We start from the raw sequence: 15715 nt of genomic DNA on the forward strand, positions 1-15715 counted from the left end.
ACAGCGGCGCGTATTCCTGGATGATCTCCCAGCGGAAGTTCAAAGGGTATTCCTTCTTGGTATGCTGAAACGGTGGCGCGCCGACGGCCTTGCGGGCGCCGGCGGCAGGGCATTATTCCGCCGGCAGCGTCGGTACGTTGCTGTCGAACCAGGCTTGGTAGATCTTGGCGTAGGTGCCGTCGGCGATGATTTTCTTCAGGCCGGCGTTGATTTTGTTGCGCAGCTCATCGTTGCCTTTGGCGACGGCGATGCCGAAATACTGACGTTCGAACTTGGCGTCGGGCACCAGCTTGAAGGCTTTCTCAGGGTGGGTTTTGATATAGAACTTGGCCACGCCGACGTCGCCGACCGCCGCGCCGATGCCGTCTTCATACAGCTCTTGCAGCATCAGCGGGGTATTGTCGAAGCGTTTGATGGCGGTGCTGTTTTTGCCCAGCGCGTCGGACACCACGATGTCGCCGGTGCTGGAGTTCACCACGCCGACCTTCAGCGCTTTCAACGCGGCAATGGAGTCTACCTTCGAGTCTTGCGGCACCACGATGGCCTGCTCTGCCGGGAAGTAAGGCGCAGAGAAATCAACCATTTGTTTGCGTTTATCGGTGATGGTGATGCCGGAGATGATGATATCGCGATCGCCGGAATTCAGCGTGGCGAAGATCCCTTCCCACGGCGTATTGATCAGTTTTATCTGGAAACCTTCGGCCTTGGCTACCGCTTTGATAATGTCGATGTCGAAACCTTCCAGCTGTTTTTGGCTGTTTTCAAACTCGAACGGCCGATAGGTGCCGCCGGAGCCGACGACGTAGGTAGGTTCAGCCGCCAGCGCGGCGGTGGAGAAGGTGGCGGCCAGGCAGGCGCCGATCAGAACTAAACGTTTTAACATCGCGATCCCCGATAATGAATGGTTATATATTGGAATTATTTATGCACTATGAGTGCATAAAAATAAGCTTCAATGAATGAAAGTGCAACCACTGCATGAGGATTATTCTTTCTATGGTGTTAAATATTCACTTCTTGCTTTGCCTTGGCGTAAGCGACGGGTCAGGATGCGATGGTGCAGTGATTCTTGCTGCATAATGGAGGTGGGGCAGCGTGTGTCTCATTGGAAAACGCGGCGCGCGCGCCGGACTAAAGCGGCTTTTTTTGCCGCTTTCGCAGTGGAATTAGGCGATAAACACGGGAATCCTTCATCCGTATTCTGAATTTGGCGTTGAAATGCCGCTCTCAGTGTGGAGTCCAACGAGAAGTTGTGGGATGATTGGTCGGTTTTTCAGGGGGCGGAGATGGGAAAACTTACGCTGCTATTGCTGGCATTGCTCGGTTGGTTACAGTATTCACTGTGGCTGGGCAAAAATGGTATTCACGATTACGTGCGGGTCAATGAAGACGTTGCGGTCCAACAGGGCAACAACGCGAAGTTGAAAGCGCGTAACGATCAGCTGTTTGCCGAAATCGATGATTTGAACGGCGGTCAGGAAGCGATCGAAGAGCGAGCGCGTAATGAGCTGGGCATGATCAAGCCCGGTGAGACTTTCTATCGTCTGGTTCCTGACCAATCCAGACGCAACGCGGCGTCTTCCTCGCAAAATAACGCACAAAAATAACGCATGAATCACTCCGCAGGCACCTTTCCCTCGGTGATTGCCGTCCTGCCCGCTGCCGGTATCGGCAGCCGCATGCAGGCGGAATGCCCGAAGCAATATTTAACCATCGGCCGGCACAGCATCGTCGAACACGCTATCCATGCCCTGTTGCGCCACCCGCGCATTGAACGGGTGATCGTGGCTATCGGCCCGGAAGATCGTCAGTTCGAACGGCTGCCCATCGCTCAGGATCCGCGGGTGACCGTCACCGAGGGCGGCAAACAGCGCGCCGATTCGGTGATGGCCGGGCTGAAGCTCGCGGGTGATGCGGACTGGGTGCTGGTACACGACGCTGCGCGCCCCTGTCTGCACGCCGACGATCTCGAGCGCCTGTTGGCGATCACCGCACACAGCAAGGTGGGCGGCATTCTCGCTGCGCCGGTGCGCGACACCATGAAGCGCGCCGAACCCGGCCGCGACACCATCGCCCACACCGTTGAACGGCAGGATCTGTGGCATGCGCTGACGCCGCAGCTGTTTCCGCTGCCGCTGCTCAAGCAGTGCCTGCAGCGCGCGCTGGATGAAGGCGCAAACGTCACCGACGAAGCCTCGGCGCTGGAGCATTGCGGTTATCATCCGCTGCTGATCGCTGGCCGGGCGGATAACATTAAAGTAACGCGGCCGGAGGATTTGGCGCTGGCGGCGTTCTATTTGACTCAGTTGGACAATTAAGGAGCGCACCATGCGTATCGGTCACGGTTTTGACGTACATAAATTCGGCGGCGAAGGCCCGTTGGTGATCGGCGGTGTTCGCATCCCTTACGACAAAGGCTTGTTGGCCCACTCCGACGGCGACGTTGCGCTGCACGCCGCGACCGACGCCTTGCTGGGCGCGGCGGCGCTGGGCGATATCGGCAAGCTGTTCCCCGATACCGATCCGGCCTTCAAGGGCGCGGACAGCCGCGAGCTGCTGCGCGAAGCCTGGAAGCGCATCCGCGCCAAAGGGTACCGCCTCGGCAACCTCGACATCACGATTATTGCCCAGGCGCCGAAAATGGCGCCGCACATCCCGCAGATGCGCGTCTTCCTGGCGGAAGATCTGCAGTGCCATATGGATGACGTCAACGTGAAGGCCACGACCACCGAGCAGCTCGGCTTCACCGGGCGCGGCGAGGGCATCGCCTGCGAAGCGGTCGCCTTGCTGATCAAGGAATAACCGCATGGATATGGCGAATCTGACCTGGCTGCATGGCCAGCCGCAGAGCACCGGGGTGTTGAAAGCCAATCCGGAAGACTTCGTGGTGGTGGAAGACCTGGGCTTTGCGCCGGACGGCGAAGGCGAGCATGTGCTGGTGAACATCCGTAAAAACGGCTGCAATACCCAGTTCGTGGCCGACTATCTGGCGCGCTTCGCCGGTATTCACGCCCGTTCCGTCAGCTATGCGGGCTTGAAGGATCGCCACGCGGTGACCGAACAGTGGTTCTGCCTGCATATGCCGGGCAAAGACACGCCGGATTTCTCACAGTTTGCGCTGGAAGGCTGCGAGGTGCTCTCGTTCGCCCGCCACCTGCGCAAAATGCGCATCGGCAATCTGAAGGGCAACCACTTTACGCTGGTGCTGCGCCAGATTTCCGATCGTCAGGACGTTGAGCGCCGCCTGCAGGCTATCGCCGCGCAGGGCGTGCCAAACTATTTCGGCAGCCAACGCTTCGGCCGCGGCGGCAACAATCTGGTGATGGCGCGCCGCTGGGCGAACGACGAAATCCGCGTTAAAGAGCGCAGCAAGCGCAGCTTCTACCTTTCCGCCAGCCGCAGTGCGCTGTTCAATCTGATAGCCGGCCGGCGCCTGGCCGACGGCCTGCAGTGCACCGTGCTGGAAGGGGATGCCCTGCAGTTGAGCGGCCGCGGTAGCTGGTTCGTCGCCAAAGCCGATGAGCTGGAGACGTTGCAACAGCGGCTGGATGCCGGCGAGCTGGCGATCACGGCCTCCTTGCCGGGCGACGGAGAGCCAGGCACCGCCGGCCAAGCCTTGGCTTTTGAACAACAATGCTTGGCGGAACAACCGGAATTGCTTACGCTTTTAAAGCGCGAGCGTGTCGAACCCGCTCGCCGGGCCCTGCTGTTGCAGCCGCAAAATTTGCAGTGGAACTGGTGGGATGACGTTACCGTGGAACTGCGCTTCTGGCTGCCGGCAGGCAGCTTTGCTACCAGCGTGGTTCGCGAAATCATGCAGCAGGATAACAGTGATGCGGATATTGCTGAGTAACGATGACGGCGTCAGCGCCCCAGGCATTCAGGTGCTGGCGGCGGCGCTGCGGGAGTTTGCCGAGGTGCAGGTCGTGGCGCCGGATCGTAACCGCAGCGGTTCTTCCAATGCCCTGACGCTGGAGTCGCCGCTGCGCACGCAGACGCTGGCCAACGGCGATATCGCGGTGCTGCAGGGGACGCCGACCGACTGCGTTTATCTTGGCGTCAACGCATTGATGCGCCCTGCGCCGGATATCGTGGTCTCCGGCATTAACGCCGGACCGAATTTAGGCGATGACGTCATCTATTCCGGCACCGTCGCGGCGGCGATGGAGGGCCGGCACCTGGGGCTGCCCGCGCTGGCGGTGTCGCTGAACGGTCACCAACACTACGCGACCGCAGCGGCCATTACCTGCCGCATCTTGCGTGCGCTGCAGCGTGAACCGTTACGCACCGGAAAAATCCTGAATATCAACGTGCCGGATTTGCCGCTGGCGGAGATCAAAGGCCTGCGCGTCACTCGCTGTGGCAGCCGCCATCCCGCCGATAAGGTCTTCTGCCAGCAGGATCCGCGTGGACAAAATCTCTACTGGATCGGGCCGCCTGGTGATAAATTTGATGTCGGGCCGGATACCGACTTTGCGGCGGTGGAACAAGGCTATGTGGCGATCACGCCGCTACAGGTGGATCTGACCGCCTACGCGGCGCAGGAAGTCGTGAAAACATGGTTAACCAAGGCAGAGGTTAGCGGGGAATGGTGAACAAGCGTATGCAAACATTGCTGACGCAGCTGCGTCAGCAAGGGATCCGGGACGAAAAGCTGCTGCGAGCGATCGAAGCGGTGCCGCGCGAGCGTTTTGTCGACGAAGCGCTGGATCATAAAGCCTACGAAAACACTGCATTACCGATCGGTTCCGGCCAGACTATTTCTCAGCCTTATATGGTGGCGCGGATGACCGAGCTGCTGAATCTGAAGCCTACTTCACGGGTGCTTGAGATCGGCACCGGTTCCGGTTATCAAACCGCCATCCTGGCGCATCTGGTGCAACACGTTTGTTCCGTCGAGCGCATCAAGGGGCTGCAGTGGCAGGCCAAGCGCCGCCTGAAGCAGCTCGACCTTCATAATGTTTCCACTCGCCACGGCGACGGCTGGCAGGGCTGGGCGTCGCGCGGCCCGTTCGATGCGATCATCGTCACTGCCGCGCCGCCGGAGATCCCGCAGGCGCTGGTTGAGCAGTTGGACGACGGCGGCATTTTGGTGTTGCCGGTGGGCGAGCAGGCCCAAACCCTCAAACGCATTCAGCGCCATGGCAACGATTTCGTGGTCGACGCGGTAGAGGCGGTGCGCTTTGTGCCGCTGGTGAAAGGCGAATTGGCCTAGCGATTGTCTGATTTTTCGACCGTCTGAAAAATCTGTTGCACTTTCATCACGTGCGGATAAGGTTTTCTCGTTCCAATCAGGCTAATTTTCACTAGAATTGGCCTTTCTACGTAGTTGTCTTATGGTGCGGTGACGCCAATGTGGTTAGCATTGGCGCGCGTTTTGATGCTCCGGCGGGAGATGACCTGGCGTTCAGGGATCGGCCGGCGGCGCCTTTACATCGCAGAAACTGGGAAGTGGCAAAAGCTCGGCTACGATGTAAAGGGTATTTTGGATATATCACTGATATTGCTGTCATGGGGGAAGCATGAGCACGGGAAGCCCAATGATTACGTTACGCCGGGTTGCGGTGTGTACGATGGTAAGTTTGTGGTTGGCGGGTTGTACAAACACGGCCTCGACGTCAGCCCCTATCAGCAGCGTGGGCGGCGGCGGCGCCGTTCCATCCGGCAATAATAATGGCGGAGCGCAGCAGGCCAGCCCAGAGGGCCGCATTGTCTATAACCGCAGTTATAACGCTATCCCTAAAGGGAGCTACAGCGGCGGCGACACCTATACGGTCAAGCGCGGTGATACGCTGTTTTACATCGCCTGGATCACCGGCAACGATTTCCGCGACCTGGCGCAGCGCAACAATATTCCCGAGCCTTACAGCCTGAATGTTGGCCAAACCATTCAACTTGGTAATGGTTCTGCCAATGGCGGCGGCGGTATGCTGGCGACGACTGACGCGACCAAAGGCGGTGTTCCGAAGCCACCTTCCAGCACCCAGATCCAGACGGCAACGGTTGATTCTCAATCAACTAACGCGTATTCTGAAAACTCGGGTAAACAGAATGTAGGTAAGATGTTACCTGCAGCGGGCGCCGCAGCGGTTGGGACCGCGACTGCGCCTGTTACCGCACCGGAAGCCGCTCCACCAGTGAGCAGCACCGTCAGCAACAGCGCTCCGGTCAGTACCTGGAGATGGCCGACTGACGGCAAGATTATTGATAACTTTTCCTCATCAGAAGGTGGGAATAAGGGCGTCGATATCGCCGGTTCCCGTGGGCAGCCTATCTTCGCTACCGCCGATGGTCGCGTAGTGTATGCAGGCAACGCTTTACGGGGTTACGGTAATCTAATCATCATCAAACATAATGATGATTACCTGAGCGCCTACGCTCATAACGACACAATGCTGGTCCGGGAACAACAAGAAGTGAAGGCGGGTCAAAAAATAGCCACCATGGGTAGCTCCGGTACCAGTTCAGTACGTTTGCATTTTGAAATTCGTTACAAGGGGAAATCCGTAAACCCGCTGCGTTATCTTCCGCAGCGATAGATTGGGCAGAATACGCTGAGATTCTGCTCGCGGTATCACGGGTAGGAGCAGCATATGAGCCAAAATACGCTGAAAGTTAACGAGTTACATGATGATGCGGATTTCGACGAGAATGGAGCTGAGGCTGAGTCGTTTGATGAAAAAGCGCTGGTAGAAGAAGAGGCCAGCGAGAACGATTTAGCGGAAGAAGAGCTGTTGTCTCAAGGCGTTACGCAACGCGTATTGGATGCGACGCAGCTCTATCTGGGTGAGATCGGTTATTCACCTCTGTTGACCGCAGAGGAAGAGGTCTATTTTGCGCGGCGTGCTCTGCGCGGTGACGTGCCGTCCCGCCGTCGCATGATTGAAAGCAACCTGCGGCTGGTGGTGAAAATCGCCCGCCGCTACAGCAACCGCGGTCTGGCGCTGCTGGATCTGATCGAAGAGGGTAACCTCGGTCTGATCCGCGCGGTGGAAAAATTCGACCCGGAACGCGGTTTCCGTTTCTCCACTTACGCAACCTGGTGGATCCGTCAGACGATTGAACGGGCGATCATGAACCAAACCCGCACCATTCGTTTGCCTATCCATATCGTCAAAGAACTGAATGTTTATCTGCGCACCGCGCGCGAGCTTTCCCATAAACTGGATCATGAACCGAGCGCTGAAGAGATTGCCGAGCAACTCGACAAGCCGGTGGATGACGTCAGCCGCATGCTGCGCCTGAATGAGCGCATCACCTCGGTGGATACGCCGCTGGGCGGGGATTCGGAGAAAGCGCTGCTGGACATTCTGGCCGACGAGAAGGACAACGGGCCTGAAGACACCACGCAAGACGACGATATGAAGCAAAGCATCGTCAAATGGCTGTTCGAACTGAACGCCAAACAGCGTGAAGTGTTGGCGCGTCGTTTCGGCCTGCTGGGCTATGAAGCGGCGACGCTGGAAGACGTGGGCCGGGAGATTGGCCTGACGCGTGAACGCGTCCGTCAGATTCAGGTTGAAGGTCTGCGTCGCCTGCGTGAGATTCTGCAGATGCAGGGCCTGAGCATTGAGGCGCTGTTCCGCGAATAACGCCGGTTGTTGAACCGCATCAAATAAAAACGGTGAGCATGATGCTCACCGTTTTTTATGCCCGCGTTTGGCGTCTGACTACACCATATTTTTCAGCCGGTAGATCCATTCCAGCGCCTGGCGCGGCGACAGGGAATCCGGATCCAGCGCCTCCAGGGCTTCTACCGCCGGCGAAGTCTCTTCCTGCAACAGCGTCATCTGGGTGGCATCAACGCTGCCCGACGCGGTGTGGCTGGAGATGGATTCCAGCTCGCGCAGCTTTTGGCGGGCGCGCTTGATGACGTCGCGCGGCACGCCGGCCAGCGCGGCGACCGCCAGGCCATAGCTTTTGCTGGCTGCACCGTCCTGCACGCTGTGCATAAAAGCGATGGTGTCGCCGTGCTCAAGCGCGTCCAGATGCACGTTGACCACGCCTTCCATTTTTTCCGGCAGCGTCGTCAGCTCGAAGTAGTGGGTGGCGAACAGCGTCATCGCTTTGATGCGGTTGGCCAGGTTCTCGGCGCAGGCCCAGGCCAGCGACAGGCCGTCGTAGGTGGAGGTGCCACGGCCGATTTCATCCATCAACACCAGGCTGTGCTCGGTGGCGTTGTGAAGAATATTGGCGGTTTCGGTCATCTCCACCATGAAGGTGGAACGGCCGGAAGCCAGATCGTCCGCCGCGCCGACGCGGGTGAAGATGCGATCCACCGGGCCGATGGTGGCTTTGGCAGCCGGAACGTAGCTGCCGATGTGCGCCATCAGCACAATCAGCGCCGTTTGCCGCATATAGGTACTTTTACCGCCCATGTTCGGGCCGGTGATGATCAGCATGCGGCGCTGTGGCGACAGGGAGAGCGGGTTGGAGATAAACGGTTCGCTCAGCACCTGTTCCACCACCGGGTGGCGGCCTTCGGTAATGCGGATCCCCGGCTGGTCGCTCATGACCGGGCAGGCGTAGTTCAGGGTGTCGGCGCGCTCGGCCAGGTTGGCCAGCACGTCCAGCTCGGCCAGCGCGGCGGCGCTTTGCTGCAGTTCCGCCAGGTGCGGCAGCAGCAGATCGAACAGCTCGTCGTACAGGTTTTTCTCGATCGCCAGCGCTTTGCCCTTGGAGGTGAGTACCTTGTCTTCGTACTCTTTCAATTCCGGGATGATGTAGCGCTCGGCGTTTTTCAGCGTCTGGCGACGTACATAGTGGATCGGCACCAGGTGGCTCTGGCCGCGGCTCACCTGAATGTAGTAGCCGTGTACGCCGTTGAAGCCGACTTTGAGCGTATCCAGCCCCAGCTTTTCACGCTCGCGGATCTCCAGCCGATCGAGGTAGTCGCTGGCGCCGTCGGCCAGCGCGCGCCACTCGTCCAGCTCGCTGTTGTAACCGGGGGCGATCACGCCGCCGTCGCGCACCAGCACCGGCGGCGATTCAACGATCGCGCGTTCCAGCAGTTCGCGCAGCTCGTCGAACTGGCCTACCTGAGATAGCAGTTGCTGCACATGCGGCGTATCCACATCTTGCAGCACCGCGCGGATGTCCGGCAGTTGCTGGAAAGCATGACGCATGCGGGCCAGATCGCGTGGCCGCGCGGTGCGCAGCGCCAGGCGCGCCAAAATTCGCTCCTGATCGCCCACCTGGCGCAGCGAAGGCTGCAGATCGGCGAACCGTTCCTGCAATGCGCCGATCGCCTGCTGGCGGGCGGTCAGCACCTTGATGTCTCGGGTCGGCATGTGCAGCCAGCGTTTCAGCATGCGGCTGCCCATCGGCGTGACTGTGCGATCGAGGATCGCCGCCAGCGTGTTGTCGCTGCCGCCGGACAGGCTCTGCGTCAGCTCCAGGTTGCGGCGGGTGGCGGCGTCCATGATGATGCCGTCCTGCTGACGCTCCATGGTGATGCCGCGAATGTGCGGTAGCGAAGTGCGCTGGGTATCTTTCACGTACTGCAACAGACAGCCGGCAGCGCGCAGCGCCTGATGCGCCTGCTCGACGCCGAAGCCGGTCAAATCGCGGGTGCCGAACTGCAGGTTGAGTTGTTGGCGTGCGGTCTCCAGTTCGAATTCCCACAGCGGACGGCGGCGCAGGCCGTGGCGCTGCTCGATCAGCGCCATTTGTTCGAAGGCTTCCGGGTAGAGCAGCTCGGCCGGATTGGTGCGCTGCAGCTCGGCGGCCATGGTCTCTAGATCCTGCGGCTCGGCGACGCGGAAGCGGCCGGAGCTCACGTCCAGCGTGGCGTAACCGAAGCCGCGCGCATCCTGCCAGATCGCCGCCAGCAGGTTGTCCTGGCGCTCTTGCAGCAGCGCTTCGTCGGTGATGGTGCCGGGGGTGACGATGCGTACCACTTTGCGCTCGACCGGCCCTTTACTGGTGGCCGGATCGCCGATCTGTTCACAGATGGCGACGGATTCGCCGAGTTGAACCAGCTTGGCCAGGTAGTTCTCCACCGCGTGGTGCGGCACGCCGGCCATCGGGATCGGCTCGCCCGCCGAGGCGCCGCGTTTGGTCAGCGAGATATCCAGCAGTTGGGAAGCGCGCTTGGCGTCGTCGTAAAACAGCTCGTAGAAGTCGCCCATGCGGTAGAACAGCAGGATTTCAGGATGCTGGGCCTTGAGGCGCAGGTACTGCTGCATCATCGGCGTGTGCGAATCGAGTTTATCGGTGCTATTCATGCGATTATTTTTCCAATCCATTGAATGTAAAGGGAACTGTGATTTTCATTGTCGTCATTCGCTATCACATTGTTTCAGCAGGCGTCGCCCCACTCAGCGTTTGGCGGGCGGCGCAAATCAAATCATCAAAACGCCAAACGGCGCACTCAAACCTGAGGTTTGCACAGACGCTTATACTAGCCCAGCGGGCAATCGGCTGTCACAGGTAAAAATGGGAAGCGCTGCGCAAGGCGGGTTTGTAACGCGGTGAGATTGTTGTTCGCCTGCGGGCAACAACGCAAGTGGCCGCCCGGAGTGGTGGTGAAGCTATTGCTCGGGAGTGAGAGGCAAGGGAATGAAGTCCTGTACATTCCTTGATATAATGTCTTCAGCAAATTTGCGAACAGAGGTTGTCATGAGTAACAGCAAAAAAGTGCAGGTGGGTTATGCTAAGCCGTCCCGTACGGACATTGCGCGTTCCGTGGCGACATCAACGGCGGTTGAAACAGGTCAACCCTCAGCCAGAGTTGAAGCTTCTTTAGAAGAAGCGCGTAAAAAATTTGCTCATTTACGCCTTGCCTAATACCTTCTTAGTGCTTGACTGACCCAGTGTTTCATCGGTTCGTAGTTCATGTTCATACCTGAGTGAATCGCTGAGATATATTGGGCTCTGTTTTGTTCCCAGCTTTGATAATCCAACGGTTTATGCCCGCCCTGAACCGCCATCACATCGGCCAACAGCCGTGACAAACGGCCATTCCCTTCTCTGAAGGGATGTATGAGTATCAGTTCAACATGGATTATTGCAATCGCTTCTATCAGCTGTTCTTCGCTCATGGCTGAGCAAGGTGTGTAACGAGCCAGGTATTCCACCTCGAAATCGTCCAGTAGTTTGGGCAATCGCGTCGAAGGGGCAAACATAAAGCCCCCTTTGCTGATATTGACAGTTCTTGCTTGTCCAGCCCATGCATAGATATTGCCTAACCAGCGGCGATGCCAGCCCTTGATCATCTCGACGGTGATTTTCCCTAACGGAAAATGCTGTTCGAAAACGGAATGGTAGAGCTGTTCCAGCAATACCAATTCGGCATCGTCGAGTTCATTGCTATCGGCAATACCCAGCTTGTTGGCTAGAACTTGCTCGCCGGATTCTTTCTCATATTAGCCTTCGCTGCTGGAAACATGGTATCGGCTCATGCTTACGCTCGGTAAATGAGGCGGGAGATAAGGCAAGTATAATCAGCGATACGCGGCGGAACAATTTAATTAAAATCAGGTTGTTAAGTTAGGATTAATCATAAGTATGATTAATGGCATCGAAGTAAATAGTTTCAATTTATTGGATGTTAACGATACAACGCGAGTGGCCGCCCGCTGAGGCGGCGTAGAGGTTATTGCGCGGCGGTGAGAGGCAAGGGCAGTTGATAGATGCGGAAGCTGTCGGGCACTTCGGTTTCATGGCCGGGCAGCAGGCGGTGGCGGATGCGCGACTCGCTGACGAAGGCGCAGCCTTGTGGGGTGATAGTCAGGTTGACCGGCGACTCCATGCCTTCGCGCAAAACCTCAATCCGATGCATGCCGGTCGCTTTTGGCAACGCGATCCGCAGGATCCGCCCTTGGCCGCTCTGGATCCCGTTCTCCAGCACGATCAATGCGCCGTCCGGCGCCAATCCCATTCCGTCCGGGTTTTCAATCAGGCGCGGCAGCTGCATTTCCGTCAGCTGCGGCTTTGGATCGTGATAGCTGAGAGTGTAAAGCTTACCGGTGCCGAAATTGGCGACAGCCATCAGCCGATCGTCGAGCAGCACGATCCCGGCCGCGCCCAGCCCGCTCGGAGCCGCCAACCGCGCATCCTGAAACAGCGTACTAAATGCCGCTTCGCCCGGCCGCAAGCGCAGGATGCCGCCGCCTCGGGTTTCTGTCACGTACACCGTACCGTCTGTGCCGAGCACGATATCGTTGCCCATTTCCCCCGTCGGCAGCGCCAGGCTGAGGTTGAGCGTGCCATCGGCGACGTTCAGCGCATAGATGCGGTTGGCGCGCGATTTGCCGCCGGAAAGGAAGTCCGGCGAATTGCCCCACAGCAACCCGCGCCGTTCGTCCAGCCGCAGCGCGTTTGAGGCGAACACCGTGTCAGCGCCAGGGAAAAAGGTTTCCCACGCTTTACCCGGCCGCTTGCGCAGCACGTTGCCGCTGGTGATCAGGCCGACATACAGCGTGCCGTCCGCCGCGCGGGCGATGCCGTTGGGATAAAGCGCGCCGAGCGGCAGCGTCATGCTGCTTTCGGCGCAGTGGGTATTGGCGGCGGCCTGCGCCGGAGTGGTCAGGGGGAGTGCGGCGGCGAGGGTGAACAACGCTGCTCGCGCGGTAAGCACATATGACATGTCTTCTCTCCTGGAATGACGGAAAAGGGGCTACCAGCGATCGGGGCGGGCAGCGTGCGCCATCGGCGCCTCCAGCGCGGCCACGTCTTGCGGCGATAAGCTGAGATTAAGCGCCGCCAGCGCATCCTGCAGATGGTGCGGCTTGGACATGCCCACCAGCGGCGACGCCACGCCGGGTTTGGCCAGCAGCCAGGCCAGCGCGATCTGCGCCGGTGGAACGCCGCGCGCGGCCGCCACCTCCGCTACCGCCGCGACGGTGCGTTCCACTTCGTTTCTGCCGCCGTACCAACGGGGCGCCTGTTCGTCGGTGGCGGCGCGCAGCGTGCCGGCGTTGCCGGAACCGGCCAGCACGCCGCGGGCCAGCGGCGACCAGGGCGTCAGGCTGAGCCCCTCCTCCAGACACAGCGGGATCAGCTCCTCTTCATCTTCACGCGTCACCAGGTTGTATTGGCTTTGCAGCGAAATAAACGGCGCCAGGCGGTGCTGACGCTGAAAGGCCAGCATTTTCATCAGGCGCCAGGCGTGCAGCGAGGAGGCGCCGAGATAGCGGATCTTGCCCGCCCGTACCAGGCCGTCGAGGGTGTCGGCGGTTTCTTCGATCGGCGTTTCGGTGTCGAAGCGGTGCAGCACAAACAGATCGAGGTAATCCGTCCCCAACCGCTGCAAAGAGGCGTCGACGCTGTGCAGCAGGTGCTTGCGCGACAGCCCTCGGCTGTTCGGCTGCGCGTCCATCGGAAAGTAGGCCTTGGTGGCGATCACCACGTCTTCGCGGCGGGCGAACGCCTTCAGGGCGCGGCCGAGAATGCGCTCGCTTTCTCCGCCGGAGTAAATGTTGGCGGTATCGAAAAAATTGATGCCCGCTTCCAGCGCTTCGCGGATAAAGGGGCGCGCTTCATCTTCCTTCAGCACCCAGGGGCGCCAGGCCGGATCGCCATAGGTCATGCAGCCCAGGCAGAGACGAGACACTTTCAGGCCGCTGTCGCCAAGCCGAACGTAGTTCATGGCATCGTCTCCTCAGCGCATGCCGGCGATGGTGTAACCGCCGTCCACCAGCAGGCTTTGGCCGGTGATGAAGCGGGCCTCGTCCGTCGCCAACCACAGCGCCACATCGCCGATGTCTTCCGATTCGCCCAAGCGGCCGGCGGGCGTATGGGCGATAAAGGGCGCGAACGCCGCGCTGTCGGCTACGCTGCCGCGCGCCATCGGCGTGTCGATGATGCCGGGGTTGATGTTGTTGACGCGGATGCCCTGGCCGCTGTATTCGAGCGCCACCGCGCGGATCATCGCATCGAGCGCCCCTTTGCTGGCGGAGTAGCTGGATGAGCCGGCCAGCGCGCCGTGGGTCAGCCAGGAGGAGGTGTTGATGATCACGCCGCCCGACCGCTGAGCCAGGAAGGTTTCAATCTCGTATTTCATCGCCAGCCAGACGCCTCTGAGGTTAATGGCAATCACCCGGTCAAAATCCTCGCTGCTCTGTTCGGCGATGGGGGCGAAGTTGCCGATGATGCCGGCGTTGTTGAAAGCGACGTCGAGCCGGCCGTAGTGGGCGGTCACCGCGGCGAGTAGCCGGCGGATATCGTCTTCTTGGGAGACGTCGGTCACGATGGGCAGGGCATCGCCGCCAGCCAGCGCGATATCGCGCGCCGTGGCTTCGATCTCCGCCGCGCGCCGGCCGGCCAGCGCCACGTTGGCGCCTTCGCGGGCATAGGCCAGCGCGGCGGCGCGGCCGATGCCGGTGCCGCCGCCGCTCACCAGTACGACTTTGCCCGCCAGACGGCGCGGCGTTTCATGGGTTGGAGCTGTAGCATTAATCATCGCATCGATACCTGGTAATGGGTTCGATCGCAATGCTATGTTGTTAGATGACGGATAACTATCCGCTAAAAATTCATCTCACTATTAGATAATTTATATCAATAGCATGAAGAAACCCGAACTGTCCGGCCTGGCGGCCTTCGTGGCTATCGCCAGTGAACGCAGCTTCCGCCGCGCCGCCGCCCGATTGGGCGTGACGCCGCCGACGCTGACCCACACCCTGCGCGAACTTGAAGCGCAGGTGGGCATTCGCCTGCTGAACCGCACCACCCGCAACGTCTCGCCGACGGAGGCCGGAGAGCATCTGCTGGCGCAGTTGGTACCGGCTTTTACCGACATCGACGCCGCGCTGGAGAGCCTGAATGCGTTTCGCGAAGGGCCACGCGGCCTGGTGCGTATCAACGCGCCGCGTTCGGCGATCGATCTCGCCATCGTGCCGCATCTGGGACGGCTGGCCAGCGAATACCCCGGCATTACGCTGGAAGTGGTGGCGGACGAGGGGTTCGCCAACATCGTCGAGCAGGGCTTTGACGCCGGCATCCGGCTCGGCGAGGATCTGCACAACGATATGCGCGCGGTGCGCCTGACGCCGGATCTGCGTTTTGCCATCGTCGCCACGCCGGATTACTTTCAACGGCACGGTGAACCGACGCACCCGCAGGATTTACTGCAGCATCGCTGCATCGGTTGGCGCAAAGCTTCTTCAGGCGAGCGCTACAAATGGGCTTTTCAGCAGGGGGAGCAGCGATTTTCCGTGGCGGTCAACAGCCCGTTGATACTCGATGACGGCAGGATGATGGTGCAGGCGGCGCTGGCGAACGTCGGCATCGCTTTCGCCATCGAGCAGGAGGTGGAAGAATATCTGGCGAGCGGGCGGCTGCGGCGGGTGCTGGCCGATTGGTGCGCGCCGTTTCCCGGTTTTTACCTCTATTACCCCAACCGCAGAAACCATTCCGTGGCGTTGGCCACGGTGATTGAGTTGCTGCGTCTGCCCACGTAATCCTCTTCACCTGCCATCGCGTTCGGATGGCAGCAGGCGAATCAAGCTTGAACTATTTTTATTCCCTCGCCGTTTGTTCAGACGCAAATAAACCCTTAAATTCCCAGCGAGTTTATAACTTGCTGTTTATAATTGCTATTTGATTATTTATTACGAATATTCTGAGTTTTTATCGGTTATTTGAGAGCCCGGTCACACTATTTTTTTGTGCGAAATGTGAAGAGGGTCAATCCATCAGGTCAATGAGAGACGGTTCTGTCTCCTTCTGGCTTACCGATCCGTTTTTCATGCTCCGTATACTGTCTGTAACC

General features: G+C 59.4%; 15 protein-coding genes and 1 pseudogene. 10 read left to right on the forward strand and 6 right to left on the reverse strand.

The window, feature by feature from the left end:
• Positions 1–112: 112 nt before the first annotated feature.
• Entirely contained in the window at positions 113–883 is a 771-nt protein-coding gene (locus ACMGG9_RS02520) for a basic amino acid ABC transporter substrate-binding protein (RefSeq protein WP_033651644.1), read from the reverse strand.
• Positions 884–1286: 403 nt separating this feature from the next.
• Between ACMGG9_RS02520 and ftsB the strand changes: the two genes are divergently transcribed.
• The 8 genes from ftsB (at position 1287) to rpoS (ending at position 7592) form a co-directional block, all read left to right on the forward strand.
• Positions 1287–1607: a cell division protein FtsB gene (gene ftsB / locus ACMGG9_RS02525; RefSeq protein WP_016929043.1), complete on the forward strand. Its 321-nt coding sequence runs from the start codon at positions 1287–1289 to the stop codon at positions 1605–1607.
• A gap of 3 nt (positions 1608–1610) precedes the next feature.
• Positions 1611–2318 (forward strand): 2-C-methyl-D-erythritol 4-phosphate cytidylyltransferase, encoded by a 708-nt coding sequence (gene ispD / locus ACMGG9_RS02530; RefSeq protein WP_004932598.1) that lies wholly within the window; start codon positions 1611–1613, stop codon positions 2316–2318.
• 10 nt (positions 2319–2328) lie between these two features.
• A complete protein-coding gene (gene ispF / locus ACMGG9_RS02535) occupies positions 2329–2802 on the forward strand; it encodes a 2-C-methyl-D-erythritol 2,4-cyclodiphosphate synthase (protein WP_004932594.1) in 474 nt (157 codons plus the stop codon).
• A gap of 4 nt (positions 2803–2806) precedes the next feature.
• The gene (gene truD / locus ACMGG9_RS02540; protein WP_033651643.1) at positions 2807–3853 is read left to right on the forward strand and encodes a tRNA pseudouridine(13) synthase TruD; all 1047 of its coding nucleotides are present in this window, start codon (positions 2807–2809) and stop codon (positions 3851–3853) included.
• Positions 3834–4595, forward strand: coding sequence for a 5'/3'-nucleotidase SurE (gene surE, locus ACMGG9_RS02545; protein WP_033641889.1), 762 nt, complete (start codon positions 3834–3836; stop codon positions 4593–4595). Before truD ends, surE begins: the two co-directional genes overlap by 20 nt.
• A complete protein-coding gene (locus ACMGG9_RS02550; protein ID WP_004932585.1) occupies positions 4589–5215 on the forward strand; it encodes a protein-L-isoaspartate(D-aspartate) O-methyltransferase in 627 nt (208 codons plus the stop codon). Before surE ends, ACMGG9_RS02550 begins: the two co-directional genes overlap by 7 nt.
• Positions 5216–5540: 325 nt before the next feature.
• Positions 5541–6539 carry a murein hydrolase activator NlpD gene (nlpD, locus tag ACMGG9_RS02555; protein WP_033641891.1) on the forward strand — a complete coding sequence of 333 codons (999 nt, stop codon included), beginning with the start codon at positions 5541–5543 and terminating at the stop codon, positions 6537–6539.
• Positions 6540–6593: 54 nt separating this feature from the next.
• Positions 6594–7592: an RNA polymerase sigma factor RpoS gene (gene rpoS / locus ACMGG9_RS02560; RefSeq protein WP_019455119.1), complete on the forward strand. Its 999-nt coding sequence runs from the start codon at positions 6594–6596 to the stop codon at positions 7590–7592.
• Between the two features lie 78 nt (positions 7593–7670).
• Here rpoS and mutS read toward each other — a convergent pair whose 3' ends face one another.
• Complete coding sequence (gene mutS / locus ACMGG9_RS02565; protein ID WP_033651712.1) at positions 7671–10226, reverse strand: DNA mismatch repair protein MutS; 2556 nt, start codon at positions 10224–10226, stop codon at positions 7671–7673.
• 394 nt (positions 10227–10620) lie between these two features.
• Between mutS and ACMGG9_RS02570 the strand changes: the two genes are divergently transcribed.
• The gene (locus ACMGG9_RS02570) at positions 10621–10788 is read left to right on the forward strand and encodes a hypothetical protein (protein WP_162882342.1); all 168 of its coding nucleotides are present in this window, start codon (positions 10621–10623) and stop codon (positions 10786–10788) included.
• Here ACMGG9_RS02570 and ACMGG9_RS02575 read toward each other — a convergent pair.
• The 4 genes and pseudogenes from ACMGG9_RS02575 to ACMGG9_RS02590 form a co-directional block, all read right to left on the reverse strand.
• Positions 10785–11402, reverse strand: a pseudogene (locus ACMGG9_RS02575) (Fic/DOC family protein). The gene ACMGG9_RS02570 and the pseudogene ACMGG9_RS02575 sit on opposite strands and share 4 nt — an antisense overlap.
• Before the next feature lie 194 nt (positions 11403–11596).
• Positions 11597–12589, reverse strand: coding sequence for a hypothetical protein (locus ACMGG9_RS02580; RefSeq protein WP_414161891.1), 993 nt, complete (start codon positions 12587–12589; stop codon positions 11597–11599).
• A 30-nt stretch (positions 12590–12619) separates the two neighbouring features.
• A complete protein-coding gene (locus ACMGG9_RS02585; RefSeq protein ID WP_033651640.1) occupies positions 12620–13591 on the reverse strand; it encodes an aldo/keto reductase in 972 nt (323 codons plus the stop codon).
• Positions 13592–13603: 12 nt separating this feature from the next.
• Positions 13604–14341 (reverse strand): SDR family NAD(P)-dependent oxidoreductase, encoded by a 738-nt coding sequence (locus ACMGG9_RS02590; RefSeq protein ID WP_413715107.1) that lies wholly within the window; start codon positions 14339–14341, stop codon positions 13604–13606.
• A 169-nt stretch (positions 14342–14510) separates the two neighbouring features.
• Between ACMGG9_RS02590 and ACMGG9_RS02595 the strand changes: the two genes are divergently transcribed.
• On the forward strand, positions 14511–15404 hold the full coding sequence (locus ACMGG9_RS02595) for a LysR family transcriptional regulator (protein WP_042783708.1): 894 nt from the start codon (positions 14511–14513) through the stop codon (positions 15402–15404).
• Positions 15405–15715 lie beyond the last annotated feature (311 nt).

This window comes from Serratia sp. BNK-10, from assembly GCF_047456065.1.
Lineage (GTDB): Bacteria > Pseudomonadota > Gammaproteobacteria > Enterobacterales > Enterobacteriaceae > Serratia > Serratia ureilytica.

Excerpts from the sequence above, each read along its gene's own strand:
- ACMGG9_RS02550 (WP_004932585.1), top strand. The coding sequence starts at position 4,589 with ATGGTGAACAAGCGTATGCAAACATTGCTGACGCAGCTGCGTCAGCAA.
- ACMGG9_RS02595 (WP_042783708.1), top strand. The coding sequence starts at position 14,511 with ATGAAGAAACCCGAACTGTCCGGCCTGGCGGCCTTCGTGGCTATCGCC.
- mutS (WP_033651712.1), bottom strand. The coding sequence starts at position 10,226 with ATGAATAGCACCGATAAACTCGATTCGCACACGCCGATGATGCAGCAG.
- ACMGG9_RS02585 (WP_033651640.1), bottom strand. The coding sequence starts at position 13,591 with ATGAACTACGTTCGGCTTGGCGACAGCGGCCTGAAAGTGTCTCGTCTC.
- ftsB (WP_016929043.1), top strand. The coding sequence starts at position 1,287 with ATGGGAAAACTTACGCTGCTATTGCTGGCATTGCTCGGTTGGTTACAG.
- ispF (WP_004932594.1), top strand. The coding sequence starts at position 2,329 with ATGCGTATCGGTCACGGTTTTGACGTACATAAATTCGGCGGCGAAGGC.
- truD (WP_033651643.1), top strand. The coding sequence starts at position 2,807 with ATGGATATGGCGAATCTGACCTGGCTGCATGGCCAGCCGCAGAGCACC.
- ACMGG9_RS02580 (WP_414161891.1), bottom strand. The coding sequence starts at position 12,589 with ATGTCATATGTGCTTACCGCGCGAGCAGCGTTGTTCACCCTCGCCGCC.
- rpoS (WP_019455119.1), top strand. The coding sequence starts at position 6,594 with ATGAGCCAAAATACGCTGAAAGTTAACGAGTTACATGATGATGCGGAT.
- ACMGG9_RS02520 (WP_033651644.1), bottom strand. The coding sequence starts at position 883 with ATGTTAAAACGTTTAGTTCTGATCGGCGCCTGCCTGGCCGCCACCTTC.
- ACMGG9_RS02570 (WP_162882342.1), top strand. The coding sequence starts at position 10,621 with ATGAGTAACAGCAAAAAAGTGCAGGTGGGTTATGCTAAGCCGTCCCGT.
- ispD (WP_004932598.1), top strand. The coding sequence starts at position 1,611 with ATGAATCACTCCGCAGGCACCTTTCCCTCGGTGATTGCCGTCCTGCCC.
- surE (WP_033641889.1), top strand. The coding sequence starts at position 3,834 with ATGCGGATATTGCTGAGTAACGATGACGGCGTCAGCGCCCCAGGCATT.
- nlpD (WP_033641891.1), top strand. The coding sequence starts at position 5,541 with ATGATTACGTTACGCCGGGTTGCGGTGTGTACGATGGTAAGTTTGTGG.